The organism is Enterobacter sp. HNDS-6 (assembly GCF_039850505.1).
GTDB lineage: Bacteria > Pseudomonadota > Gammaproteobacteria > Enterobacterales > Enterobacteriaceae > Enterobacter > Enterobacter kobei.
This window is the reverse complement of the sequence record NZ_CP156673.1, coordinates 167,873-190,551: the sequence shown is the minus strand read 5'-3', so window position 1 is coordinate 190,551 and position 22,679 is coordinate 167,873. Positions and strand designations below refer to the sequence as shown.

The 22,679-nt window shown below is 52.3% G+C and carries 24 protein-coding genes and 3 tRNA genes; 15 read left to right on the top strand and 12 right to left on the bottom strand.

The genetic code is table 11. The features are described 5' to 3' along the window. The first annotated feature begins 15 nt into the window (after window positions 1-15). The 4 genes from pgsA (at window position 16) to ABFI50_RS00880 (ending at window position 1,010) form a co-directional block, all read left to right on the top strand. Window positions 16-564, top strand: a complete 549-nt coding sequence (gene pgsA, locus ABFI50_RS00895; protein WP_008500348.1) for a CDP-diacylglycerol--glycerol-3-phosphate 3-phosphatidyltransferase — start codon at window positions 16-18, stop codon at window positions 562-564. A 152-nt stretch (window positions 565-716) separates the two neighbouring features. Continuing rightward, window positions 717-792: transfer RNA gene (locus ABFI50_RS00890), tRNA-Gly, on the top strand. A gap of 46 nt (window positions 793-838) precedes the next feature. Then, window positions 839-912 (top strand) — tRNA-Cys (locus tag ABFI50_RS00885). A gap of 11 nt (window positions 913-923) precedes the next feature. After that, window positions 924-1,010 (top strand) — tRNA-Leu (locus ABFI50_RS00880). 286 nt (window positions 1,011-1,296) lie between these two features. On the opposite strand, the gene ABFI50_RS00875 is transcribed toward ABFI50_RS00880, so the two are convergent. From ABFI50_RS00875 to ABFI50_RS00850, 6 genes are all read right to left on the bottom strand, one after another. Beyond that, on the bottom strand, window positions 1,297-1,758 hold the full coding sequence (locus ABFI50_RS00875) for a hypothetical protein (protein WP_014884375.1): 462 nt from the start codon (window positions 1,756-1,758) through the stop codon (window positions 1,297-1,299). A gap of 248 nt (window positions 1,759-2,006) precedes the next feature. Continuing rightward, on the bottom strand, window positions 2,007-2,723 hold the full coding sequence (locus tag ABFI50_RS00870) for an ABC transporter ATP-binding protein (RefSeq protein WP_045135357.1): 717 nt from the start codon (window positions 2,721-2,723) through the stop codon (window positions 2,007-2,009). Further along, window positions 2,720-3,595 (bottom strand): ATP-binding cassette domain-containing protein, encoded by an 876-nt coding sequence (locus ABFI50_RS00865; RefSeq protein WP_014884373.1) that lies wholly within the window; start codon window positions 3,593-3,595, stop codon window positions 2,720-2,722. The genes ABFI50_RS00870 and ABFI50_RS00865 overlap by 4 nt, the downstream gene beginning before the upstream one ends. Further along, entirely contained in the window at window positions 3,592-4,866 is a 1,275-nt protein-coding gene (livM, locus tag ABFI50_RS00860; protein ID WP_023337448.1) for a high-affinity branched-chain amino acid ABC transporter permease LivM, read from the bottom strand. The genes ABFI50_RS00865 and livM overlap by 4 nt, the downstream gene beginning before the upstream one ends. An 11-nt stretch (window positions 4,867-4,877) precedes the next feature. Then, window positions 4,878-5,792 (bottom strand): branched-chain amino acid ABC transporter permease, encoded by a 915-nt coding sequence (locus ABFI50_RS00855; protein WP_014884371.1) that lies wholly within the window; start codon window positions 5,790-5,792, stop codon window positions 4,878-4,880. Between the two features lie 99 nt (window positions 5,793-5,891). Continuing rightward, window positions 5,892-7,013 (bottom strand): branched-chain amino acid ABC transporter substrate-binding protein, encoded by a 1,122-nt coding sequence (locus ABFI50_RS00850; RefSeq protein ID WP_014884370.1) that lies wholly within the window; start codon window positions 7,011-7,013, stop codon window positions 5,892-5,894. A gap of 413 nt (window positions 7,014-7,426) precedes the next feature. On the opposite strand from ABFI50_RS00850, the gene ABFI50_RS00845 reads away from it, so the two are divergent. Next, window positions 7,427-8,095 (top strand): YecA family protein, encoded by a 669-nt coding sequence (locus ABFI50_RS00845; RefSeq protein WP_023330747.1) that lies wholly within the window; start codon window positions 7,427-7,429, stop codon window positions 8,093-8,095. Window positions 8,096-8,128: 33 nt separating this feature from the next. On the opposite strand, the gene tyrP is transcribed toward ABFI50_RS00845, so the two are convergent. Next, a complete protein-coding gene (gene tyrP, locus ABFI50_RS00840) occupies window positions 8,129-9,340 on the bottom strand; it encodes a tyrosine transporter TyrP (RefSeq protein WP_023338447.1) in 1,212 nt (403 codons plus the stop codon). Between the two features lie 231 nt (window positions 9,341-9,571). Here tyrP and ABFI50_RS00835 point away from each other — a divergent pair, with 231 nt between their 5' ends. Beyond that, window positions 9,572-9,913, top strand: coding sequence for a hypothetical protein (locus tag ABFI50_RS00835; protein WP_023338446.1), 342 nt, complete (start codon window positions 9,572-9,574; stop codon window positions 9,911-9,913). Between the two features lie 36 nt (window positions 9,914-9,949). On the opposite strand, the gene ftnA is transcribed toward ABFI50_RS00835, so the two are convergent. Then, entirely contained in the window at window positions 9,950-10,447 is a 498-nt protein-coding gene (gene ftnA / locus ABFI50_RS00830; protein ID WP_014884366.1) for a non-heme ferritin, read from the bottom strand. 197 nt (window positions 10,448-10,644) lie between these two features. After that, window positions 10,645-10,983: a YecR family lipoprotein gene (yecR, locus tag ABFI50_RS00825; protein WP_014884365.1), complete on the bottom strand. Its 339-nt coding sequence runs from the start codon at window positions 10,981-10,983 to the stop codon at window positions 10,645-10,647. Between the two features lie 237 nt (window positions 10,984-11,220). Here yecR and azuC point away from each other — a divergent pair, with 237 nt between their 5' ends. Together azuC and ABFI50_RS00815 are read left to right on the top strand one after the other, a co-directional pair. Continuing rightward, window positions 11,221-11,304 (top strand): stress response protein AzuC, encoded by an 84-nt coding sequence (gene azuC / locus ABFI50_RS00820; RefSeq protein ID WP_014884364.1) that lies wholly within the window; start codon window positions 11,221-11,223, stop codon window positions 11,302-11,304. 109 nt (window positions 11,305-11,413) lie between these two features. Then, a complete protein-coding gene (locus ABFI50_RS00815) occupies window positions 11,414-11,665 on the top strand; it encodes a DUF2766 family protein (RefSeq protein ID WP_014884363.1) in 252 nt (83 codons plus the stop codon). A gap of 42 nt (window positions 11,666-11,707) precedes the next feature. Here ABFI50_RS00815 and ABFI50_RS00810 read toward each other — a convergent pair whose 3' ends face one another. After that, window positions 11,708-13,051, bottom strand: coding sequence for an anaerobic C4-dicarboxylate transporter (locus ABFI50_RS00810; protein ID WP_014884362.1), 1,344 nt, complete (start codon window positions 13,049-13,051; stop codon window positions 11,708-11,710). Window positions 13,052-13,205: 154 nt separating this feature from the next. Next, window positions 13,206-13,709 (bottom strand): non-heme ferritin-like protein, encoded by a 504-nt coding sequence (locus tag ABFI50_RS00805; RefSeq protein WP_014884361.1) that lies wholly within the window; start codon window positions 13,707-13,709, stop codon window positions 13,206-13,208. A 789-nt stretch (window positions 13,710-14,498) separates the two neighbouring features. Between ABFI50_RS00805 and araF the strand changes: the two genes are divergently transcribed. From araF to otsA, 5 genes are all read left to right on the top strand, one after another. Beyond that, entirely contained in the window at window positions 14,499-15,488 is a 990-nt protein-coding gene (araF, locus tag ABFI50_RS00800; RefSeq protein WP_008500409.1) for an arabinose ABC transporter substrate-binding protein AraF, read from the top strand. Between the two features lie 71 nt (window positions 15,489-15,559). Beyond that, window positions 15,560-17,074, top strand: a complete 1,515-nt coding sequence (gene araG / locus ABFI50_RS00795) for an L-arabinose ABC transporter ATP-binding protein AraG (RefSeq protein WP_014884359.1) — start codon at window positions 15,560-15,562, stop codon at window positions 17,072-17,074. A gap of 14 nt (window positions 17,075-17,088) precedes the next feature. Further along, complete coding sequence (araH, locus tag ABFI50_RS00790; RefSeq protein WP_014884358.1) at window positions 17,089-18,069, top strand: arabinose ABC transporter permease AraH; 981 nt, start codon at window positions 17,089-17,091, stop codon at window positions 18,067-18,069. A 176-nt stretch (window positions 18,070-18,245) separates the two neighbouring features. Next, window positions 18,246-19,049 carry a trehalose-phosphatase gene (otsB, locus tag ABFI50_RS00785; RefSeq protein WP_014884357.1) on the top strand — a complete coding sequence of 268 codons (804 nt, stop codon included), beginning with the start codon at window positions 18,246-18,248 and terminating at the stop codon, window positions 19,047-19,049. Beyond that, on the top strand, window positions 19,024-20,448 hold the full coding sequence (otsA, locus tag ABFI50_RS00780; RefSeq protein WP_014884356.1) for an alpha,alpha-trehalose-phosphate synthase: 1,425 nt from the start codon (window positions 19,024-19,026) through the stop codon (window positions 20,446-20,448). The genes otsB and otsA overlap by 26 nt, the downstream gene beginning before the upstream one ends. 16 nt (window positions 20,449-20,464) lie before the next feature. Here the strand turns inward: otsA and uspC are convergent, their stop codons facing one another. Next, a complete protein-coding gene (gene uspC / locus ABFI50_RS00775; RefSeq protein ID WP_014884355.1) occupies window positions 20,465-20,893 on the bottom strand; it encodes a universal stress protein UspC in 429 nt (142 codons plus the stop codon). 794 nt (window positions 20,894-21,687) lie between these two features. Between uspC and flhD the strand changes: the two genes are divergently transcribed. Further along, window positions 21,688-22,038 (top strand): flagellar transcriptional regulator FlhD, encoded by a 351-nt coding sequence (flhD, locus tag ABFI50_RS00770; RefSeq protein WP_013096050.1) that lies wholly within the window; start codon window positions 21,688-21,690, stop codon window positions 22,036-22,038. A gap of 2 nt (window positions 22,039-22,040) precedes the next feature. Then, entirely contained in the window at window positions 22,041-22,619 is a 579-nt protein-coding gene (gene flhC, locus ABFI50_RS00765) for a flagellar transcriptional regulator FlhC (RefSeq protein ID WP_014884354.1), read from the top strand. Window positions 22,620-22,679 lie beyond the last annotated feature (60 nt).

Genomic DNA, 22,679 nt, shown 5'->3' with positions numbered 1-22,679 from the left:
ATAGTTACCGTCACTATGCAATATAATATCCCTACGTTGCTCACTCTCTTTCGTGTTGTACTCATTCCGTTCTTCGTGCTGGCGTTTTATCTGCCGGTTGTGTGGGCACCTTTTGCCTGCGCACTGATCTTCCTTATCGCAGCGGTAACGGACTGGTTTGATGGCTATCTGGCGCGTCGCTGGAATCAAAGCACTCGCTTCGGCGCGTTTCTCGATCCGGTAGCGGATAAGGTCATGGTTGCTATCGCGATGGTGCTGGTGGCTGAACACTATCATACCTGGTGGGTGACGCTGCCTGCGGCAACCATGATCGGCCGTGAAATCATCATTTCTGCGCTGCGTGAGTGGATGGCGGAGTTGGGTAAACGCAGCAGCGTGGCGGTCTCCTGGATCGGGAAAGTGAAAACGACCGCACAGATGGCGGCGCTGGTCTGGATGCTCTGGCGTCCAAACGCCTGGGTTGAGTGGGCGGGAATTGGTCTGCTGTGGGTAGCGGCAGTGCTGACGTTGTGGTCAATGCTGCAATATTTGAACGCTGCGCGCGGGGATTTGCTTGATCAGTGATCGTTTCGCCGTAATTTTCAGCAAACGATCCAGGGAAGCAAAAAATAACGTTGACTCATAACGTCATATCAGTAGAATGCAACGCATCGAACGGCGGCACAGCAAGCCGGACGATAATGAAATCAAGTGTTTAGAAGTTGACTTGATGACATGCGGGAATAGCTCAGTTGGTAGAGCACGACCTTGCCAAGGTCGGGGTCGCGAGTTCGAGTCTCGTTTCCCGCTCCAGATTAAAGACATGCGCAGTAGCGGGTGTCAGTTAGAAAAGTTTTACGGCGCGTTAGCAAAGCGGTTATGTAGCGGATTGCAAATCCGTCTAGTCCGGTTCGACTCCGGAACGCGCCTCCACTTTCTTCCCTGGCCGGATGGTGGAATCGGTAGACACAAGGGATTTAAAATCCCTCGGCGTTCGCGCTGTGTGGGTTCAAGTCCCACTCCGGCTACCATGGGAAACAAAGAATAATCAAAGCAATAAGCAGTGTCGTATAAACCACCGAAAGGTGGTTTTTTTATTTTCTAATTTCACTCTCCCATTATTCCCACTTTTCGCAAGTACAGCTTACCGATTACATCATTGCGTCTACATATTGTTATGTTGCCCCGATACTGCAACGGAGTTGGTGTGTGGAATAAGGGGAATTATATAAGCATGTCAGGTATTGGTGAATGGCATGATGTGGGCGACAGCAGGTGTTCGGAAGAATGGAATGGGAGGGTAACCCTCCCGATTCGTTATTTTGCGAATATACAATCTCGCCCAGAAGGTGCACCCATTACTCGGATCATTTTTTTACAAATCACAGTGACCTGCTGTCCTTTTTTCAATGCTACGGCAGTAGCCTTTTCTGAGTTTTCCATCTCCATTCGTGCAGGCATGAACTGATTGTCTGTTTGTAAGCCGATGATAATTGAGTCTGTAAAATCTTTATCAATGGACTGAACAACCCCGTTGACTGAGATGAGCTTACCTTTCATGTTTTCATCGGTTGCGACTTCATTCTCTTCATAAGCTTTAAAAAGCTGTTTTGCGGAGGTCGTAAACACTTCTTTTTGTGGTACTGACTTCTGCGTATCCGCAACTGGTGCAGAAGACGAAGTCGCGCCTGCTTCCGATTTGTCGTTTTTACCGACGATATATCCCAGAATCATCAAAGCAATAAAGATATAAAAAATCCATTTAATAAATTTCTTCATGAAATCACCTGTTAGCTAATAGTTTTGCTGCGAAAATAATGTGAGAATTTCACCTTATTACTTTATCGCATAAGGACACTTATTGCCTATAAAAAGAATTTACGCGAGTAAATTATTTTATCCTGTTTCAGTGAAAGCATTGTTGTGGCTTAAAGGAGGATAAGTGCAGCGATATACGTCATGAAATGCCGCTGAATTGCCGATGTTACAGTATAAAGCTGGTTCAATGGTGCATGAACATCGTGTCGTCACACCCCACCCAAATACGCCTTCCTCACCTCCTGATTGCCCAGCAGCTCCTCGCCGCTGCCGCTCAGGCGGATCTGCCCGTTAACCATCACATACCCGCGATCGGAAAGCTTCAGCGCGTGGTGCGCATTCTGCTCCACCAGGAAGATCGTCATCCCGTTGCGGGCCAGCTCGCGCAGCGTCTGGAAAATCTGTTTCACCACAATCGGGGCTAAGCCCAGGCTGGGCTCATCCAGCAACAGCAGCGTCGGACGGCTCATCAGCGCCCGGGCGATAGCCAGCATTTGCTGTTCTCCGCCGGACAGGGTCATCGCGCGCTGTTTACGCCGTTCTTTCAGGCGAGGGAACAGATCGAACATCGTTTGCATATCTTCGGCCGCAAACTGGTTGCCAATCGGGATGGTCCCCATCAGCAGGTTCTCTTCGACGGTCATATCCGGAAAGATACGTCTGCCTTCAGGTGCCTGCGCAATGCCGCCGGAGGCGACGTAATGGGTGGATTTATGGCTGATGTCTTCGCCGCGATAAAGGATCTGTCCGTTGCGGATACGCGGCTGGCCAAAGATGGACATCAGTAATGTCGATTTACCCGCGCCGTTTGCGCCAATCAGCGCCACGGTTTCTCCTGTATTCACCTCAAGGGAGACCTGTTTCAGCGCCTGAATCACGCCGTAAAATACATCCACCTCGCGGAAGGCCAGCAGCGGTTCGCTCATAGGGTGACCTCGCTTTCATCCGTGCCCAGATAGGCGGCAATGACCTTTTCATCATGCTGGATCTGCGCGGGTTTCCCCCTGGCAATCACGTCACCGTGGTCGAGCACGATAATATCGTCCGAAATCTCCATCACCATCCCCATGTCATGCTCAATCAGTAATACCGTGATGTCATGATGATCCCGCAGAAAACGGATAATGCTGCTCAGCTTATGCGTTTCAACCGGGTTTAGCCCGGCGGCAGGTTCGTCGAGACAGATCATCTCCGGTCCGGTACACATTGCCCGGGCGATCTCCAGGCGACGCTGCTGACCGTACGACATCTCTCCCGCCAGGCGATTGGCACAGTCCACCAGATCGACCACTTCCAGCCAGTAGAAAGCTCTGTCGAGGGCGTCGCTTTCCGCCCGACGGTAGGCCGGGGAATTAACGATCCCGGCGAGCAGATTACGGTTAACGCGCATATGCTGTGCGACCAGCAGATTTTCCACGACCGACATCTCGCGAAACAGACGGATGTTCTGGAAGGTGCGTGCCAGCCCGGCGCGGTTGACCAGGTGGGTTCCGCCAAACATTTTATAGAACAGACGCTGCCCGAACTGCGCGGGGTTAATCCAGTCACCCGGCTGAAATTTTTGCCCGAGTACCTGAATGACGTTGGTCGTCTTATTGCGGCTGGTAAATAAAATATTGCCGCCGGAGGCTCTGTAGAAGCCGGTCAGGCAGTTAAATACGGTGGTTTTTCCCGCCCCGTTTGGCCCAATCAGGGCAGTAATGGAACCGCGCTGCACGTCCAGGTTGACGTCGTTTAGCGCCTTAATCCCGCCGAAGTGCATCATCAGATGTTCAACGCGCAATATCGTTTCGTTCATGGCGCGACGCCCTTACGCACGGCAAATCCGCTGCGGTTAATGCGGATCAAACCGCGTGGACGCCAGATCATCATCACCACCATCAGCATGCCAAACAGCAGGACCCGGTACTCGGCAAAACTGCGCAGCAGTTCCGGCGTGACCGTCAGCACAAAGGCGGCCAGCACCACGCCAAGCGTAGACCCCATGCCGCCCAGTACCACAATGGCGAGGATCAGCGCGGATTCAAAGAAGGTAAACGATGTCGGGTTCACGAACCCCTGATAGGTGGCGAAGAATACCCCGGCGATGCCCGCAGTCGATGCGCCCAGCGTAAAGGCCGAAAGCTTGACCAGCACATGATTGAGCCCCATGGAGCGACAGGCAATTTCGTCTTCCCGCAGGGCTTCCCACGCCCGGCCGATCGGCATCCGCGTCAGGCGGTGCTTGATATAGAGCACCAGCATTACCACCAGAAACAGCACCGTATAGATAAAGATAAACTTCATGTTCGGGTTATAGGTGAGGTGGAAAAACTCGTGAAAAGGCACGCCGCCTTCTTTTGCGCGTCGTCCAAACTCAAGGCCGAAAAAGGTAGGAGGAGGGGCCGACACGCCATTAGGCCCGCCGGTGAACGTCAGCCAGTTGTTCAGGATCAGGCGAATGATCTCCCCGAACCCGAGGGTGACAATGGCCAGATAGTCGCCGTGCATGCGCAGTACCGGAAAACCGAGCAGGGCGCCCGCGGCAGCGGCCATAATGGCCGCCAGCGGCAGCATGCTCCAGAAGCCTAAGCCGAGATACTGATACCCCAGCGCCAGTCCGTACGCACCAATCGCATAGAAAGCGACATACCCCAGATCCAGCAAACCCGCCAGACCCACGACGATGTTCAGCCCCAGCCCAAGAAGCACGTAGATCAGCCCGAGAATGGCGACGGTCAGCACATATTTAGTGGCGACAAACGGGAAGCAAATGGCAACGGCAATCACCAGGGGAATAATCCAGCGCATGCGGCTTTTGTATTCCGGTGGCCGGACATAAACACCTGCGCTGTCGGCTTCAAAACGTGCCTGGAAACGTGCGCCTGGGGCGGTACTTAAAAAAGCGCTCAGCAGAAAACGACCCAGCATAACGATGCCGACTATCCATGCGAGTCGCTGTCCGGCGAAGTTAAAGCTGTATCCGTCCAGCACCACGCCGGCAATCGGGCCAAAAATGATTAACGCAATCAGGCCGGAAAAAATGGCGTCCAGAATACAGCGCTTAAGCGAAAAGCCGTGAGAGGTCATCGTATTCTCCTTCACACTTTGGCGACAATCGGGCGGCCAAGCAGACCCTGAGGGCGAAAAATCAGGATCAAGACCAGCAAGCCAAACGAGAACACATCTTTATAATCGGAGTTCACCATGCCGGAAAATTGCGCCTCGGCGACGCCCAGAATCAACCCACCGAGCATCGCGCCCGGCAGGGAGCCAATCCCGCCGAGCACCGCTGCGGTAAACGCCTTAATGCCAATCACAAACCCGACGTAGAAATCAAAGGTGCCGTAATTCATGGTGATGAGCACACCTGCCAGGCCCGCCATGGCCGCACCAATGACAAAGACCAGGGAGATAATCCGGTCGGTGTTGATCCCCAGAATGGAGGCCATTTTACGGTCCTGCTGTACCGCGCGGCACATCCGCCCCAGCCGGGTATGGTTGATTATCCAGGTCAGCACCAGCATGCCGGCAAACGAGGCGACCAGGATAAATACTTTGGTATAAGTTATTTGCACAAAACCTTCGCCCAGATGCAGACGAAGTACGCCGTCGAGCATGGTTGGCACCCCTTGCTGGCGCGGCCCCTGGCTCAGCTGCGCGTAGTTTTGCAGGATAAGCGACATCCCGATGGCAGAGATAAGCGGTGCCAGGCGCGTAGAGTTCCGCAACGGCTTATAAGCAATACGCTCGATGGTCCAGCCGTACACCCCCGTAACGACAATGGTGAATACCAGCGTTCCCAGTATCAGCAGGGGGAATGACTGCAGGCCGAAGAAAGAGAGTAGCGCCAGGCCAATGGCGCAGAGGTAAGCGGAAATCATATACACTTCGCCGTGGGCGAAATTGATCATCCCGATAATGCCATACACCATGGTGTAGCCGATGGCGATGAGGCCGTAGACGGAGCCCAGCGTTAAGCCATTGATTAACTGCTGCAGGAAGAATGTACTCATCTTAGCGCGCTCGTTTTATAGGCTGCACGTGGTGTGCAGCCTGATGTTTATTACGCGCCGGCAGGCAGGCCCGCCGACGTTGAGCGTGATTCCGTCCCGTTACTGCACTTCCTTATATTTTCCTTTGTCGTCCCACTGGTAAACCACGTAGTCGGAGACTTTCAGATCGCCCTTGCTGTCCCAGGCTTTTTTACCCATCACCGTGTCGACCGTATTCGCTTTTAGCCACTCGCTGGCTTTGGCGGAGTCCTTGCCGCCCGTGGCTTTAAACGCAGCAGCAATGGCCTGCACGGAAGCATAGGAGTAGAGGGTGTAACCTTCCGGTTCGAATTTAGCGGCCCGGAATTTCTCAATCACTGCTTTACCGTCCGGGATCAGACGAGGATCTTTACCGAAAGTCATATAAATGCCGTTGGTATACTGTGGACCGCCCGCCGCCGTCACCATCTCTTCATTAACAATGCAGTCGCCGGAGAAGAATTTCGCCTGCACGCCCTGTTCACGCATCTGGCGAACCAGCGGACCGGCTTCCGGGTGACAGCCACCGAAGAACACCACGTCCGGTTTTTGCGCGCCAATCTTCGTCACCAGCGCGTTAAAGTCTTTTTCACCGCGCGATAACCCCTCGTACATCACATCCTTGACCCCGCGTTTCGCCAGTGCCGCTTTGGTGGCGTCTGCCAGCCCTTGCCCATAGGTGTCTTTATCGTGAATGATCGCCACGCGTTTGGCTTTTAGCTTATCGATGATGAAGTCGCTGGCAACCTGGCCCTGCTGGTCATCGCGGCCGCACATGCGGAACATATCGCTCATACCGCGTTCGGTGATCAGCGGGTTCGTCGAGCCGGGGGTAATGGAAATGATCCCCGCATCGCTATACACCTCAGAGGCGGGCATGGTCGATGAGGAGCAGAAATGGCCGACAACGGCGTTGACTTTATCCTGGTCGACTAAGCGGTTGGCGACTGCCACGGCCTGTTTAGGCTCGCACGCATCGTCACCCTGAACCAGCTTGATTTTCTCACCGTTAATCCCGCCGGCAGCGTTAATATCTTCAGCGGCCTGCGTTGCGCCGTGCCAGTACTGATCGCCATAGGTGGCATTGGGTCCCGTAAACGGCCCGGCGACACCAATCACGATATCTGCCCGGGCGGAAAACGCCGTCACCAGACAACCAGCTAACACAAGAGACAGGGGAGTTCTGATTAATTTCAGCGACATTATTATGTTCCTTAGCAAAGAGGTTTTTGCACCACGGCGTAAACCTGAACGCCCAGGGCGCAGCCAATCCAAAACACGGGCAAGAACAAAATGCACTAAACGAACGGCATCCTGCATGATACGGCGAGGTTTCCATGCGCAGCGTCGCGCGAAGAACAGCAAGCAAAAACGTTGCCAGAATGGTTAACCCCTTGACGGGGTTATGACATCTTTGAGTATAGAGCGCCGCGTTCTGCCGCCCTGCGGCAGGAGAAGAAATTACAGCGGAGATCACATATCGTTAACATTAAAGCCCATAAGTTGTGCAAGGGTCACGATTTGCACACTTTTGCAGCAATAAAGACCTAAACTTCAGCCGGGAACGGCGTGAGAACTGTGTTAGGATCTTTTCCTTTTTATCAGGAGTGTCCGCGATGACGGAAGGTCCATTAAATGAAAGCGAAATGGCATGGCTGGAAGAGACTCTCATGTCTTACGGCCATGACGATGCGTCCGTGATTGACGTATCCGAACTGGACGGCATGCTTACCGCAGTGCTTTCCGGCCCTGTTGTCGTTGAGCCAGATACCTGGCTGGTGGCCGTGTGGGGCGGGGAGAAATACATTCCGCGCTGGAAAAACGATCGTGAAATGAACCGTTTTATCGATCTCTGCTTTAAACATATGAACGACATTGCTGAGCGGCTGAGCGAATACCCGGACCAGTTTGAGCCGATGTTTGGATATAACGACGTCGACGGTGAGAGCTACACCGTGGTGGAAGAGTGGTGCTATGGCTATATGCGCGGCGTGGCGTTGACGGACTGGTCAGCCTTGCCGGAGTCTCTGAAGGCCGATCTCGAAGTGATTGCCCTGCACGGTACGGAAGAGAACAGCGAGAAGCTGGATGAACTGAGCGAAGCAGACTATATCGCCAGCATTGAGCGCATCCAGCCAGCGGCACTGCGTTTATATCAATACTGGGTAGATAACCCGCAGCAGCCGGAAGCAAAGAAGCCGATTGTGAACGGCACGAAGGTCGGGCGTAACGATCCGTGTCCTTGCGGCAGCGGGAAGAAGTTTAAGAGCTGCTGTTTGCATTGATAAAAAAGGGGCTAAAGATAGCCCCTTTTTTATTTAACCCACTTCCGGCAACATGCCGGCGGCAATCAATACCTGCACCAGAATAATCACCACCCCACAGCTAAACACAATGCCCAGCAGCGGTTTTCCTCCCGCCACGCGGTACCCCTGCTGAGGATGCTGCTGGCGGCTCTTCCATGCCAGCAGGGAAGGGAGTAACAGTGCCAGGATCGACAGCGCCACGCCGGCGTAACCCAGCGCCATCACAAACCCGCGTGGGTAAAACAGCGCAAACGCGAGCGGCGGCAGGAAAGTAATTACCCCCGTCTGTAACCGCCCGCTAACCGTATTGCGACGCTGGAACAGGTCGGCCAGGTAATCAAACAGGCCGAGCGCCACGCCCAGGAACGAGGTCGCCAGCGCCAGGTCGGCAAACAGGTGGACCGCCAGCTCCACGTGAGGAGACGTGACGACCTCGCGCAGTGCCAGCAGAAAACCATTCAGGCCAGCGTGCTGCGCCATGAGTCCAATAAAGGTTGAAGAGTCAATGCTGCCCAGCGTCACCAGTTGCCAGAAAATATAGGCGATGAGGGGGATCGCGCTGCCGATAACAAACACGCGGCGCAGCTTGCGAATATCGCCGTTCATATAGCTGACAATACTCGGTACGCTGCCGTGGAAGCCAAACGAGGTGAAAATCACCGGGATAGCGGAAAGTGCGAGCCCTTTTTCCAGCGGCAACGTCAGCAGATTAACCTTGTGCACATGCGGTGCCAGCAGGACCAGCATGACAATCAGAAACAGAATTTTGGCGCTGAAGAGAAAACGATTGAACAGATCGACCAGCGAGGTCCCCACGCAGACCACGCCGCCGCCGATGAGCGCAAAGAAGATTGCCCCCGTCGCCGGGGTAATGTCAGAGCCAAACCAGTCATTGACGCTGGAGGCGATGAGCTCCCCGGCCCCGCTAATATACGCGGCAGTCAGGGCGTACATCAGGAACATCATGCTAAAGCCGGTTATCCACTGACCGTAGCGTCCCAGGTAGCGCGCCGCCAGTGAACCCAGACCGGTGTCGGCGGGCACGTGCTGGTAAACCTCAAGCAATAGCAGCGCGGTGTAACACATCAGCGCCCAGAGTGTGCCAAGAAGCAGCAGCGTCATCCCGAATCCCACACCTGCAGCAGCCAGGGGCATTGCCAGCATTCCTGCGCCAATCGTCGTTCCGGCGACGATAAAAATACTTCCCAGGGTTCTGTTTTTCACGCTTTCCTCTACAACGATGGTGAATCGCGACAATTTCTGCGGCGCAGAGTAAGGGAAAAGCCGTAATTCGTCAAATCACCGTTACAAGATGTGTAATTAAATATTTACAGGTTAGGCGTACTGTGATCCTTAATGGGGCGATACCTACTTCATAAGAGCAATGTCACGGCGCAAATTTCAGGCGTAACGTAAACAACTCGTGCAAATAATAAAATAATGTGAGGGTTTTTTATGGCGGGGGAGAATCCATTTACGGCGGCATGGAGCCGGGGAGGCAATCTGTTGTGCCATGGACACTGGATAATAAGCTGGCAGAACCAGCCTCTGACGCTGCCTGAGTCCCGCCGCGAAAAGGATATGGGCACCTGGGCAATTTATTCGGTTATTGATCCTGAAGATGAAACCTTTGCACAAGGCTTACAGGAAGATGAGTGGATTATCGAAAACGTTGACTGGCTGACAGACCTGTTTTTCGAGGTGGGTATTCCGCTTGAGACGGCCAGCTACCGCTATTTTTATCAGGCCGTCAATCCCCATGACTGGCGCTGTACCAGCTGCGCAGGATGTATGTAAATTAACGCGGTGCAGGAAACCCGCACCGCGTTGAAATTAGTTCTGTGTATCGAGAGTGGAAAGTTCTTTATCAATAAAGTAAAGACCTTCACCTGATTTACCCACCAGGGATAATTTATCCAGCACGGATTTAAACAGCTTCTCTTCTTCATGCTGTTCTGCCACATACCATTGCAGGAAATTAAAAGTTGGATAATCCTGGCTGGTCATTGCCGCATGAACCAGTTCGTTAATTTTCTGCGTGATCAGCTGTTCGTGCTCGTAGGTGGCGCGGAACAGTTCATCGAGAGAATTATACTCGGCAAAAGGCGAGGCCACGGTCTCAATGCGCGGCAGGCTGCCGGTGTCGGTCAGATAGTCAAACAGGCGCTGCATGTGGGTCATCTCTTCCTGCGCATGGCGACGCAGAAACGCGGCCGCACCTTCAAAGCTGTGGTAGCTGCACCAGGCGCTCATCTGCTGGTAGAGAAGGGATGAAAAGAGCTCAAGGTTCATTTGCGCATTGAGCTTGTCGATCATTTCAGTTTTCAGCATGGTGACGCTCCGGGTTATTATTACTGGTTCACAATGAGCGACACTATAATTTGTTATTTAATTATTTGCAAAACGTAAAATAAATATTCATTACTTCAAAATACGAATGGGAATAAAACGCATTGTCGGTTTTATATTAATGCGAATTGTTTTTGTTCTTAGTTAAATAAAGTGCCAGCAAACGCTGGCAGCTTGGATTAATACCAGGGATTATTTGACTTAGGGTTAACGGCATAACCCATGCATTTATACTGAATGGTCACGCTTTCGTTAAGGCACAAAGAGCCGCTTATCAGCGTACAGGTTTTGACGGGTTGCCCGTAGGCAGAGGCGGTGGCATACCCCATACCCTGGCAGGCTTTCACTGCGGTGCCGTTATTTACATATTCGTCAGACCAGGCATTTTGCAGCACGGCCTGACCGTAATCGAGGCGGACAATGCCGTTTGGTGCGTCGAGGCTACTGATTTCCGCCTGACGGTTAACGCTGCATCCCGCGAGCAGCAGGATCGTACCGGCTACGATGACTCTTTTCATGGTTCGCTCTGAGTGGATGGAGATACGTTATCGTACCCGCAGAGACGTAGCCCAATGCCAGGAATAGCCGGACGATCTGCCTTCTCTCTTTGATTTTGTTCGCGGTTTTGCTGGCTAACAGGTGTTGCAGTAAATTGAATTGTGATGCATGTCACAAAAACATTGATTTTTGTGATGGTGGTCATATTATAGGCGCATTGACGATAAAGCTGTATGACAAGTTAATGGAGCATCACAATGAAACTGCGCAAAATCCTCAAAAGTATGTGGGCCAATTACTGCCGCACCTTTAAAGACGTGCCGCCGGGCGCCATGTTCTGATAAAAAAAAACCTGCTTCGGCGGGTTTTTTTGTCCCTGCTGGTGACGAAGGGGAGATGTCAGGGGCTGCGTTTTGATACTATGACGGCCTTTAAATAAGGAGAAGCCCCATGTCACAAAACCTGAGCGCCGATCAGGAACTGGTCTCTGACGTTGTTGCCTGTCAGCTGGTTATTAAGCAAATCCTTGATGTTCTGGATGTTATTGCCCCGGTTGAAGTCCGCGAGAAGATGTCCACGCAGCTGAGAAACATTGATTTCACCAGCCATCCTGCCGCCGCTGACCCGGTGACGCTTCGTGCGATCCAGAAAGCCATCGCGCTGATTGAGCTGCGCTTCACCCCGCAGGGCGAGTCGCATTAATATCTGCAAACGGGCGACCGCGTAAGTCGCCCGTTGATGCCTTTAAAAGAAAGTCTGTACCAGCAGGTAGCTCGCCGCACACGCGCAGCTCACACCGATTAACCCGGGCAGAATGAAGCTGTGGTTAATGATGAATTTGCCGATGCGGGTGGTTCCTGAGCGATCGAAGCCGATGCAGGCTAAATCACTGGGATAGGTCGGCAGAACAAAATAGCCGTATGACGCCGGGAAAAAGGCGATCAGCATTTTTGGATCGATCCCCAGCATCAGCCCCATTGGCGCCACGGCCGTCAGGGCAGCCGCCTGGCTGTTCACCAGTTTCGACACCAGGAAAAGCACGATGGCATATGTCCACGGATGGCTTTTCACCACGCCTTCCAGCGCCAGTTTTAACTCGTCGAGATGCGCCTGGAAAAAGGTATCGCTCATCCACGCCACCCCGAACACCGAGAAAATCGCCACCATACCGGCCTTAAATACCGCGCCGTTAGAAATGGCTGAGGCATTGACCTTGCAGGCCATCAGCATCACGGCACCGGCAATGAGCATCATCATCTGAATGACCAGGTTCATCGACAGCGCCGTCATTTTGCCTTTCAACTCGAAGGCGGGGCGCAGTTCGGGGAAGGCCCCGAGCAGGACAACCACGGCAATACCGGCAAAGAAAATCCAGGTCGACCAGTAAGCCTGCTTCGGAAAACGTTGATTCATTAACGTCTCCGTACCGCCATAGATAAACTCACGCTGCTTTGGATCTTTTAGTTTTTCCTGAAACTCCCTGTCGTCAGACAAATCTTTCCCGCGGCGTAAACTCCACAGGGCAGCAATGGCGACACCAAAAAGTGAAGCGGGAACCGACACGGCGAGTATTTCCAGGATCCCCCATGCGTGACCGATCCCATGCTGGGCGGCCAGGATGGAGACCAGCGACACGACGGCGACGGAAACCGGTGATGCCGTGATTGCCATCTGCGATGCTACCGATGCCACGGCCATTGGGCGCTCGGGTCGGATCCCTTTTTTCAGGGCGATATCCGCAATGATGGGGAACATGGTGTAGACCACATGGCCGGTACCGCAGAGAAAGGTCAGCATCCAGGTGGTAAACGGGGCGAGAAGCGTGATGTGCTGCGGATGTTTGCGCAGGAGGCGTTCGGCAAATTGCATCATGACATTGAGCCCACCGGCAGTTTGCAGGGTGGCTGCACAACCAATCACGGCGAGAATGGTCAACATCACGTCAACCGGCGGCTTGCCGGGCTGGAGACCAAAGACAAAACACAAAATAAAAAGGCCAATCCCGCTGATTAACCCAAGCCCCATGCCGCCGAAACGTGTACCCGTCAGCAGGCAGAGGAGAATGACAATAAACTCAATGGTGATCATGCTGCTCCCTCGTCAATGATTATGTAATTAAATAAATCATTACATGTTGTGTGGTTAATCATTGGGAGCGAGATCTGATTTGTTAAATCTCAGCAAAAGCAGAAGGTTGGCGCAGGGAAGGTAACCTGCTCCGAACGGGAGCAGGTCAAAAGCGTCAGTGATGCTGCACTGTGACAATGTCGAGCAGGTGGCGATCGGTTTGTTCCGGGCACAAACCTGCCTGTTGCGCATTATGGATCTCGTCCGCAAGGGTTTTCAGCAGCATTCCGTCCTGCTGCTGCTCTTTATCCATATCGCGCAGGAATTTCAGCGTGGTCATGTCATGCTGCGCTCTGGCTTCATCGGCCAGCTTGTTGAGCGTCGTGCAACGCTGTTCATACTCTTCAAGCGTCTTTTCAAACAATTCTTCCAGAGAAGAGTAATTATCGTTGATCCCCTCCAGGGCTTTAACAACCGGGTTTGCCCCCGCCGCTTTCAGGAAATTAAAGACGCGCATCATGTGGGTGACGTTGCTTTGGGCCTGTGAACGAAAGAACGTGGCAGAGCCCGTAAGGCTTTTCTCGGAACACCACGCACTGAGGTAAAGGTGCAGATTTGAGGCGTAAAACTCAAGGTTCATCTGCGCGTTAAGTTTTTGCATCATCGTTTGGGTAGCCATACTCATATCCTTATAGACTGTGGGACGTGATGTCCGTTGCTTAACCTGAGCGCCAGGCAAATACGAAGAAATAGAGCAGAAAAAGAGATTCTGCAGTGCCAAAGCTGACCGAAATTCACTTCCTGTGTTCGATATAAATAAGCATACCGTTGTCTTTAATTTAAGAAAAGTCTTAATCCCGCTGTTTTTACCATACATTACAAAATTTAATATAGTACAAATATGCAAATAGATTCCCATGAAATGAAATCTCACTATCTTACTGATAATAAAGAGATAGTCTGTTTTTAGTGCTGCGGTTTGTGTTTCGGGGGTATTGCGCCGGAATAATTATCTGGGAAAGCAAGAAATACAGATAATTCATTTCGCATATATGATGTTTCATTAAAATTGCGCTAAATCAATTTTTGCCGGGAAATATATTTTCAGCGCGAGTGTGTTTTTTTGATGGAAAGCAGGGTGTTCCTTTCAACCCTTAGCCCCGGCGTGACCGGTCTAATGGCATCAGGGACTTCTTAGCTAATCTTATGGATAATTCTGCTCACCCCTCTTTTATTTGTCTGACAAATCCTGCCTTTTTTATGTCATTTTTCGCTGAATTTATGTACGCAATTACTGTAATTCTGCGGTGTGATGGGGCTCTCTTATGGATGATTAATTTCCCGCTAAAACTATCACCAGCAATAACGCTTATGACGAGGTAAGCGCTAATGCCTTGTTTTAAGTCCGATTAAATAAGAAGCACGCAAATATTCCCTACAGAAAAGAATGCTAAAGCTGGAGTTTACCATGCACAAATTTACTAAAGCGCTGGCGGCCATCGGTCTGGCTGCCGTTATGTCACAATCCGCTATCGCTGAGAATTTAAAACTCGGTTTTCTGGTAAAACAGCCCGAAGAACCCTGGTTCCAGACCGAGTGGAAATTCGCAGATAAAGCCGGGAAAGATTTAGGTTTTGAAGTGATTAAAATCGCCGTGCCCGACGGTGAGAAAACGCTGAACGCCATCGACAGCCTGGCGGCCAGCGGTGCAAAAGGTTTTGTTATCTGTACACCGGATCCGAAACTGGGGTCCGCCATTGCGGCGAAAGCCCGCGGTTATGACATGAAAGTCATTGCCGTTGACGATCAGTTCGTGAATGCCAAAGGCAAACCGATGGACAGCGTGCCGCTGGTCATGATGGCGGCGACCAAAATCGGCGAACGTCAGGGTCAGGAACTCTATAAAGAAATGCAGAAACGCGGCTGGGATGTGAAAGAGACCGCCGTCATGGCCATTACCGCTGATGAGCTGGACACGGCACGTCGTCGCACGACGGGCTCAATGGACGCGCTGAAAGCGGCCGGTTTCCCGGAGAAACAGATCTATAAAGTCCCGACCAAATCCAACGATATCCCGGGGGCATTTGACGCCGCGAACTCCATGCTGGTTCAGCACCCGGAAGTGAAGCACTGGCTGGTGGTCGGTATGAACGATAACACCGTGCTGGGTGGGGTCCGTGCGACAGAAGGCCAGGGCTTTAAAGCGCCCGATGTGATCGGGATTGGCATCAACGGCGTTGACGCCGTCAGTGAGCTTTCCAAAGCGCAGGCCACCGGCTTCTACGGTTCTCTGCTGCCAAGCCCGGATGTCCACGGCTACAAATCCAGCGAAATGCTCTACAACTGGGTAACCAAAGGCGCTGAACCGCCGAAATTTACCGAAGTGACCGACGTGGTGCTGATCACCCGCGACAACTTCAAAGAGGAACTGGCGAAAAAAGGACTGGGCGGTAAGTAATACGCTGTGATTGTGCCCCTTACTCGCCGTAAGGGGCCAGACGTACAGACTACAGGAATCACGGAGTCGTTATGCAACAGTCTCATCCCTATCTCTCTTTTCGCGGCATCGGGAAAACGTTCCCCGGTGTTAATGCGCTGACCGATATCAGCTTTGACTGCTATGCCGGACAGGTTCACGCCCTGATGGGGGAAAACGGAGCGGGGAAATCCACGCTGTTAAAAATCCTCAGCGGCAACTACGCGCCAACAACCGGCACGCTGGCTATTCGCGGCGAAGAGATGGCCTTTGCCGATACCACGGCGGCGCTTAATGCCGGGGTGGCCATTATCTATCAGGAATTGCACCTTATTCCCGAGATGACCGTGGCGGAAAATATCTATTTAGGCCAGCTTCCGCACAAAGGCGGCGTGGTGAACCGTTCGCTACTTAATTATGAAGCGGGGCTGCAGCTTAAACATCTTGGTCTGGATGTCGATCCCCAGACGCCGCTGAAATATCTCTCCATCGGCCAGTGGCAGATGGTTGAAATTGCCAAGGCGCTGGCGCGCAACGCCAAAATTATTGCTTTCGATGAACCCACCAGCTCGCTCTCCAAGCGTGAAATCGAAAACCTGTTCCGCGTGATCCGCGAGTTGCGACAGGAAGGACGCACCATTTTGTACGTCTCGCACCGCATGGAAGAGATATTTGCCCTGAGCGATGCCATTACCGTCTTTAAAGATGGGCGCTATGTGCGCACCTTTAGCGATATGCAGCAGGTTAACCATGACCAGCTTGTTCAGGCGATGGTCGGGCGCGATCTGGGCGATATCTATCACTGGAAGCCGCGCGAGTATGGCCCTGAACGCCTGCGGCTGGAAAACGTGAAAGCGCCAGGCGTGAGAACACCGGTTTCATTATCCGTCCGCAGCGGCGAGATCGTCGGGCTGTTTGGCCTGGTAGGGGCGGGGCGCAGCGAATTAATGAAAGGCTTGTTCGGAGGTACCCGCATTTCCGCAGGGCGGGTCTCCATCGACGGTGAGCAGGTTGATATCCAGAAACCCGCCCACGCAATCAGGGCAGGAATGATGCTCTGTCCGGAAGACCGCAAAGCGGAAGGGATCATTCCGGTGCATTCGGTGCGTGACAACATCAATATTTCCGCCCGCCGTAAGTTTATTCGCGCGGGTTGCCTGATAAACGACAGCTGGGAGTCGAGCAATGCCGATCACCATATTCGCTCGCTGAATATTAAAACGCCCGGCCCGGAACAGTTGATTATGAATCTGTCAGGGGGGAACCAGCAGAAGGCCATTTTAGGCCGCTGGTTGTCGGAAGACATGAAGGTCATTTTGCTGGATGAGCCGACGCGCGGTATCGATGTGGGCGCAAAACACGAGATTTATAACGTGATCTATGAACTGGCAAAACGCGGCGTGGCGGTACTTTTCGCCTCCAGCGATCTGCCGGAGGTGCTTGGCGTTGCCGACCGCATTGTGGTGATGCGTGAAGGCGAAATCGCCGGTGAATTACTTCATGAACAGGCGAATGAACAACAGGCGTTGAACCTCGCCATGCCTAAAGTCAGCCAGGCAGTCGCCTGAGTAAGGAGTTAATGATGTCCTCTGTTACTACATCCGGAGCGCCGAAGTCGGCTTTTAGTTTTGGTCGTATCTGGGATCAGTACGGCATGCTGGTGGTCTTTGCCGCACTTTTCGTCGCCTGTGCGATCTTCGTCCCTAACTTTGCCACTTTCATTAATATGAAAGGATTGGGCCTGGCCATTTCCATGTCCGGCATGGTGGCCTGCGGTATGCTGTTCTGTCTGGCCTCCGGTGATTTCGACCTGTCGGTGGCCTCTGTTATCGCCTGTGCGGGCGTGACCACCGCCGTGGTGATCAACATGACAGAAAGCCTGTGGATTGGCGTGCTGGCGGGTCTGTTACTCGGCGTGCTTAGCGGCCTGGTGAACGGTTTTGTCATTGCTCGTCTGAAGATTAACGCCCTGATCACCACGCTTGCGACGATGCAAATTGTGCGAGGTCTGGCCTATATCATCTCCGACGGTAAAGCGGTCGGGATTGAAGACGAGCGCTTCTTTACGCTGGGTTACGCCAACTGGCTGGGCCTGCCTGCGCCAATCTGGCTCACCGTGGCCTGCCTGATCCTGTTCGGCTTCCTGCTCAACCGGACCACGTTTGGCCGCAATACTCTGGCGATCGGGGGCAATGAAGAAGCCGCACGTCTGGCCGGTGTGCCGGTGGTGCGCACCAAGATTATTATCTTTGTCCTCTCGGGACTGGTTTCTGCCGCCGCCGGGATTATTCTGGCCTCGCGTATGACCAGCGGCCAGCCAATGACCTCGATTGGTTATGAGCTGATCGTCATTTCTGCCTGCGTTTTAGGGGGTGTTTCCCTCAAGGGCGGCATCGGAAAAATCTCATATGTGGTGGCCGGTATCCTGATTTTAGGGACGGTAGAGAACGCCATGAACCTGCTGAATATTTCGCCGTTCTCTCAGTACGTGGTGCGTGGTCTGATCCTGCTGGCGGCGGTGATATTCGACCGTTACAAGCAAAAAGCAAAGCGTACCGTGTAACCCCGACGCTGACTTTTTATTGCTCAACTTATAACCATAGTTGACCCCTGAACCGCCTCGCCAGTTTTGCTGGCGGGGCGGTTGTCAAATGGCGAGCCCCATCACACTGTCTATACTTACATGGCTATGAAAGAGGTAAAGGCGTTTACCTCTCATCAACTGTAAGGAGGAAAAGGGTGGCTGACTCGTTAACCGCACCGCCTGTACTGCCCGGAAAATATGCTTTCTTTTTTGACCTCGACGGGACGCTCGCCGGGATCCAGCCGCATCCTGACGACGTGGTCGTACCGGATACGGTGCTAGAGAATTTACAGCAGCTCTCTCGACTGAACGAGGGCGCATTGGCATTGATTTCAGGGCGCTCAATGGCCGAGCTGGATGTGCTCGCCAGTCCTTACCACTTTCCGCTAGCCGGTGTACACGGAGCGGAGCGCCGCGATATCCATGATCAACTGCATGTTGTATCACTCCCCGATACCTTAATTCAGGCGTTACACACTGAACTCTCCTCGGCGCTGGCGTCACTCCCGGGTACGGAACTGGAAGCGAAAGGCATGGCATTCGCCTTGCACTATCGGCAGGCACCGCATCACGAAGCAGCGATATTTGCGATTGCCCGTAGCGTGGTCGATGCACACCCGCAGCTCGCGCTGCAGCCGGGGAAGTGTGTCGTTGAGATAAAACCTGAGGGCATTAATAAAGGTGCTGCTATTGCGGCGTTTATGGCGGAACCGCCATTTAAGGGACGTATACCGGTATTTTTAGGCGATGATCTGACCGACGAGGCCGGATTTCGCGTGGTGAATCAGGCCGGAGGGATCGCCGTTAAGGTGGGGCCTGGTAACACTGTTGCAGAATGGCGTCTGGCAAATGTCGACGCCGTCTGGCAGTGGATATCTGATATCGCTAACCAGCAACAACAACAAATAGCGCAAAACAAAGGGGGAAATCATTATGGGTCGCTTAGTCGTCGTCTCTAACCGAATTGCACCGCCTGATGATAAAAAATCCAGTGCAGGTGGCCTGGCGGTAGGGGTGTTAGGTGCCTTGAAAGCTGCTGGTGGGCTGTGGTTTGGCTGGAGTGGTGAAATCAGTGAAGAAGAGAAACCGCTTAACAAAGTGACGCGTGGGAATATCACGTGGGCATCCTTTGCGCTGAAAGAGAAAGACTATGACGAGTATTACTCGCAATTCTCCAACGCCGTGCTGTGGCCTGCGTTTCATTATCGTCTTGACCTGGTCAAATTCCAGCGTGAATCCTTCGAAGGCTACTCGCGCGTCAACGCGCTGCTGGCGGATAAACTGCTGCCTCTTATAGAGGAAGACGATATTTTATGGATCCACGATTATCACCTGCTGCCCTTCGCCCGAGAGCTGCGTAAAAGGGGGGTAAACAACCGGATTGGCTTCTTCCTGCACATACCGTTCCCGACGCCGGAGATCTTTACCGCACTGCCGCCGCATGAAGCGCTGCTGGAGGGGCTGTGTGATTACGATTTATTGGGCTTCCAGACCGAAAATGACCGCCTCGCGTTCCTGGATTCGGTGTCAGGTAAAACGCGACTGATGACAAAAGGCGGCAAGACCCATACGGCGTGGGGGAAAACCTTCCACACCGAAGTGTATCCGATTGGGATTGAACCCGACGAGATTGCGGATCAGGCTTCCGGCCCGCTGCCGCCGAAGCTGGCGCAGCTGAAGAATGAACTCAAGCATGTGAAGAATATCTTCTCGGTAGAGCGTCTGGATTATTCCAAAGGGCTACCGGAACGCTTCCTGGCCTATGAAACGCTGCTGGATAAATACCCTCAGCACCACGGTAAAATCCGTTATACCCAGATAGCGCCAACGTCGCGCGGTGAAGTTCAGGCCTACCAGGATATTCGTCACCAGCTGGAAACGGAAGCGGGGCGCATCAATGGTCGCTATGGTCAGCTTGGCTGGACGCCGCTCTTTTACCTGAATCAGCATTTTGACCGCAAAATCCTGATGAAAGTCTTCCGCTATGCAGACGTGGGGCTGGTCACCCCGTTACGTGACGGGATGAACCTGGTGGCAAAAGAGTATGTGGCGGCTCAGGACCCGGCGGACCCGGGGGTACTGGTGCTTTCCCAGTTTGCCGGGGCGGCGAATGAGCTCACGTCAGCGCTTATCGTGAACCCTTACGATAGGGATGACGTGGCTAATGCCCTCAACCGCGCGTTGACCATGCCGCTGACGGAGCGCATTTCACGCCATGCTGAGATGATGGAAACGATCCGTAAGAACGATATTAATCACTGGCAGGCGCGTTTTATTCAGGATCTCCGCGAAATAACGCCGCAAAGCCATGAAGGCGATCTGCAAAAAAAGATCGCAACATTCCCTAAACTCGCCTGATATTCCTCCGGGGGGTTTACGACCCCCCAAGCGGCACTAACAGCACATCAACCTGGCTTGACGCGACAATCGATTTTGCCGCGCAAGCTGCGCGTGATAAAAAGCTGTGGTTATGGTTCCCGCAAATCACTAAATCAATATTCTGTTTGCGACACATGTCGAGAATATGAGCATTAAGTTCACCGGTCGCAATTACGGTCTCGTAAACAGGATATTGTGCCTTTTCTACCAACTCTCGCAGAAATTGCTGTGTTTCTTCCTGCAATACCTCACGAATATCTTCCAGCATGGGGGCTGCCAGCTGATTATACATCTCGGGTTCGGCTGCAAGCGTGATGAGGCTAATGCGCGCATTGCTGGGCCTGGCGATGGACACGGCCCGGGAAACAAGCAGATGGCTTTCGGGGGAAACAGCAACAGATACAAGCAGATGGGAGTAACTCATGTCGCACTCCTTAGATGTCTGAAAGACAGCGTGTGATCACCATTACCGCGAATGACCAGGATCTGCAAGAGGGGATTACGACATTAGTGTGAAGCTTATCATAATTATTCATTAATTATTCTTATAAGAAGAATAACTGAAAAACGCGTCTAAATGAAAAAAATTAACAACTTAACGTAAATCACACAATTTCCCTCTTTTGCCGTTAAATCGTTTTAACCCGTTATAAACATATTTCGAATGATCACGCTCTGAAACAATTTTTGTGGGCGGCTTGCATAACTCTATGTTTTTTCACGGTAAGAAAAATGTTTCCTTAAGATGAGCATCTTGTGAAGGTTTCCGGGGCGCGCTCACGGCAGGAAAAGCACGATACATGCCAGTTCGCTTCACCCTTCTGCATGACTATTCGTCGATTAAGAATACAAAACTGTGCCAATTGGGCAAAAAATGAACAAACTACAAGTCATACTGATGGATTTATGGAGGATATTCACTTAAATTGTGTGACGTGGATCACATTTTTTTTAAATTTGAGGGTGGCTGCATTGTATGTGGCAAATCTGACGAGTAGAGTTTGCGTCGAATTAGGAAAAATCTTAGTTATTTGTAAGAAATGATAAACCACGTAAGAGACGTTACTGCGTTTCGACTCTTGCGCGTTTCGATGAATACAAACCTAGATTCAACTATGCATTTAGCCTTTTCTTTTTATACCGGGTGATTTCCCGGCGACATCACGGGGTGCGGTCTTTCCGCATAAAAATAATAGTTGGTTATTCGGGATGGGAACAATGCATACATCCGAGTTGCTAAAACATATCTATGACATCAATTTGTCATATTTACTGCTCGCGCAGCGTTTAATTAGTCAGGACAAAGCGTCCGCGATGTTTCGTCTGGGTATTAACGAAGAAATGGCAACCATGCTGGGTGGTTTAACCCTCCCGCAGATGGTAAAACTGGCCGAAACGAATCAACTGGTTTGCCAGTTCCGTTTTGACAATCCGCAGACGATCACGCGTCTGACGCAGGAATCCCGTGTTGACGATCTGCAACAGATCCATACCGGTATTCTTCTCTCCACTCGCTTGCTTAACGAAATCAGCCAGCCTGATGACGCAGCCCGTAAGAAAAGGGCCTAGCAATGAGCGAGAAAAGCATTGTTCAGGAAGCGCGTGACATACAGCTTGCCATGGAGCTGATTACGCTGGGTGCTCGTTTACAAATGCTGGAAAGCGAGACTCAGCTGAGCCGTGGTCGCCTCATTAAACTGTATAAAGAGTTACGTGGTAGTCCCCCGCCGAAAGGCATGTTGCCGTTTTCGACAGACTGGTTTATGACGTGGGAGCAAAATATCCACGCATCGATGTTCTGTAACGCCTGGCAATACCTTCTGAAAACCGGTTTGTGTAGCGGCGTCGACGCCGTGATCAAAGCGTATAAACTTTACCTTGAACAATGCCCGCAGCAGGACGAAGGCCCCCTGCTGGCACTGACCCGCGCATGGACGCTGGTACGTTTTGTTGAGAGCGGAATGCTTGAATTGTCGCGCTGCAATTGCTGCGATGGCAATTTTATTACCCATGCTCATCAGCCTGTTGGCAGCTTCGCCTGTAGTTTATGCCAGCCTCCATCCCGCGCAGTAAAAAGACGTAAACTTTCCCGGGATGCTGCCGATATTATTCCACAACTGCTGGATGAACAGATCGAACAAGCTGTTTAACCCGAACGTGTGGGCAAGATTCCAGCAGCGGTAAGTCATTACCGCTGCTTTTTTTTACCC

Excerpts from the sequence above, each read along its gene's own strand:
- pgsA (WP_008500348.1), top strand. The coding sequence starts at position 16 with ATGCAATATAATATCCCTACGTTGCTCACTCTCTTTCGTGTTGTACTC.
- ABFI50_RS00875 (WP_014884375.1), bottom strand. The coding sequence starts at position 1,758 with ATGAAGAAATTTATTAAATGGATTTTTTATATCTTTATTGCTTTGATG.
- ABFI50_RS00870 (WP_045135357.1), bottom strand. The coding sequence starts at position 2,723 with ATGAGCGAACCGCTGCTGGCCTTCCGCGAGGTGGATGTATTTTACGGC.
- ABFI50_RS00865 (WP_014884373.1), bottom strand. The coding sequence starts at position 3,595 with ATGAACGAAACGATATTGCGCGTTGAACATCTGATGATGCACTTCGGC.
- livM (WP_023337448.1), bottom strand. The coding sequence starts at position 4,866 with ATGACCTCTCACGGCTTTTCGCTTAAGCGCTGTATTCTGGACGCCATT.
- ABFI50_RS00855 (WP_014884371.1), bottom strand. The coding sequence starts at position 5,792 with ATGAGTACATTCTTCCTGCAGCAGTTAATCAATGGCTTAACGCTGGGC.
- ABFI50_RS00850 (WP_014884370.1), bottom strand. The coding sequence starts at position 7,013 with ATGTCGCTGAAATTAATCAGAACTCCCCTGTCTCTTGTGTTAGCTGGT.
- ABFI50_RS00845 (WP_023330747.1), top strand. The coding sequence starts at position 7,427 with ATGACGGAAGGTCCATTAAATGAAAGCGAAATGGCATGGCTGGAAGAG.
- ABFI50_RS00835 (WP_023338446.1), top strand. The coding sequence starts at position 9,572 with ATGGCGGGGGAGAATCCATTTACGGCGGCATGGAGCCGGGGAGGCAAT.
- ftnA (WP_014884366.1), bottom strand. The coding sequence starts at position 10,447 with ATGCTGAAAACTGAAATGATCGACAAGCTCAATGCGCAAATGAACCTT.
- yecR (WP_014884365.1), bottom strand. The coding sequence starts at position 10,983 with ATGAAAAGAGTCATCGTAGCCGGTACGATCCTGCTGCTCGCGGGATGC.
- azuC (WP_014884364.1), top strand. The coding sequence starts at position 11,221 with ATGAAACTGCGCAAAATCCTCAAAAGTATGTGGGCCAATTACTGCCGC.
- ABFI50_RS00815 (WP_014884363.1), top strand. The coding sequence starts at position 11,414 with ATGTCACAAAACCTGAGCGCCGATCAGGAACTGGTCTCTGACGTTGTT.
- ABFI50_RS00810 (WP_014884362.1), bottom strand. The coding sequence starts at position 13,051 with ATGATCACCATTGAGTTTATTGTCATTCTCCTCTGCCTGCTGACGGGT.
- ABFI50_RS00805 (WP_014884361.1), bottom strand. The coding sequence starts at position 13,709 with ATGGCTACCCAAACGATGATGCAAAAACTTAACGCGCAGATGAACCTT.
- araF (WP_008500409.1), top strand. The coding sequence starts at position 14,499 with ATGCACAAATTTACTAAAGCGCTGGCGGCCATCGGTCTGGCTGCCGTT.
- araG (WP_014884359.1), top strand. The coding sequence starts at position 15,560 with ATGCAACAGTCTCATCCCTATCTCTCTTTTCGCGGCATCGGGAAAACG.
- araH (WP_014884358.1), top strand. The coding sequence starts at position 17,089 with ATGTCCTCTGTTACTACATCCGGAGCGCCGAAGTCGGCTTTTAGTTTT.
- otsA (WP_014884356.1), top strand. The coding sequence starts at position 19,024 with ATGGGTCGCTTAGTCGTCGTCTCTAACCGAATTGCACCGCCTGATGAT.
- uspC (WP_014884355.1), bottom strand. The coding sequence starts at position 20,893 with ATGAGTTACTCCCATCTGCTTGTATCTGTTGCTGTTTCCCCCGAAAGC.
- flhD (WP_013096050.1), top strand. The coding sequence starts at position 21,688 with ATGCATACATCCGAGTTGCTAAAACATATCTATGACATCAATTTGTCA.
- flhC (WP_014884354.1), top strand. The coding sequence starts at position 22,041 with ATGAGCGAGAAAAGCATTGTTCAGGAAGCGCGTGACATACAGCTTGCC.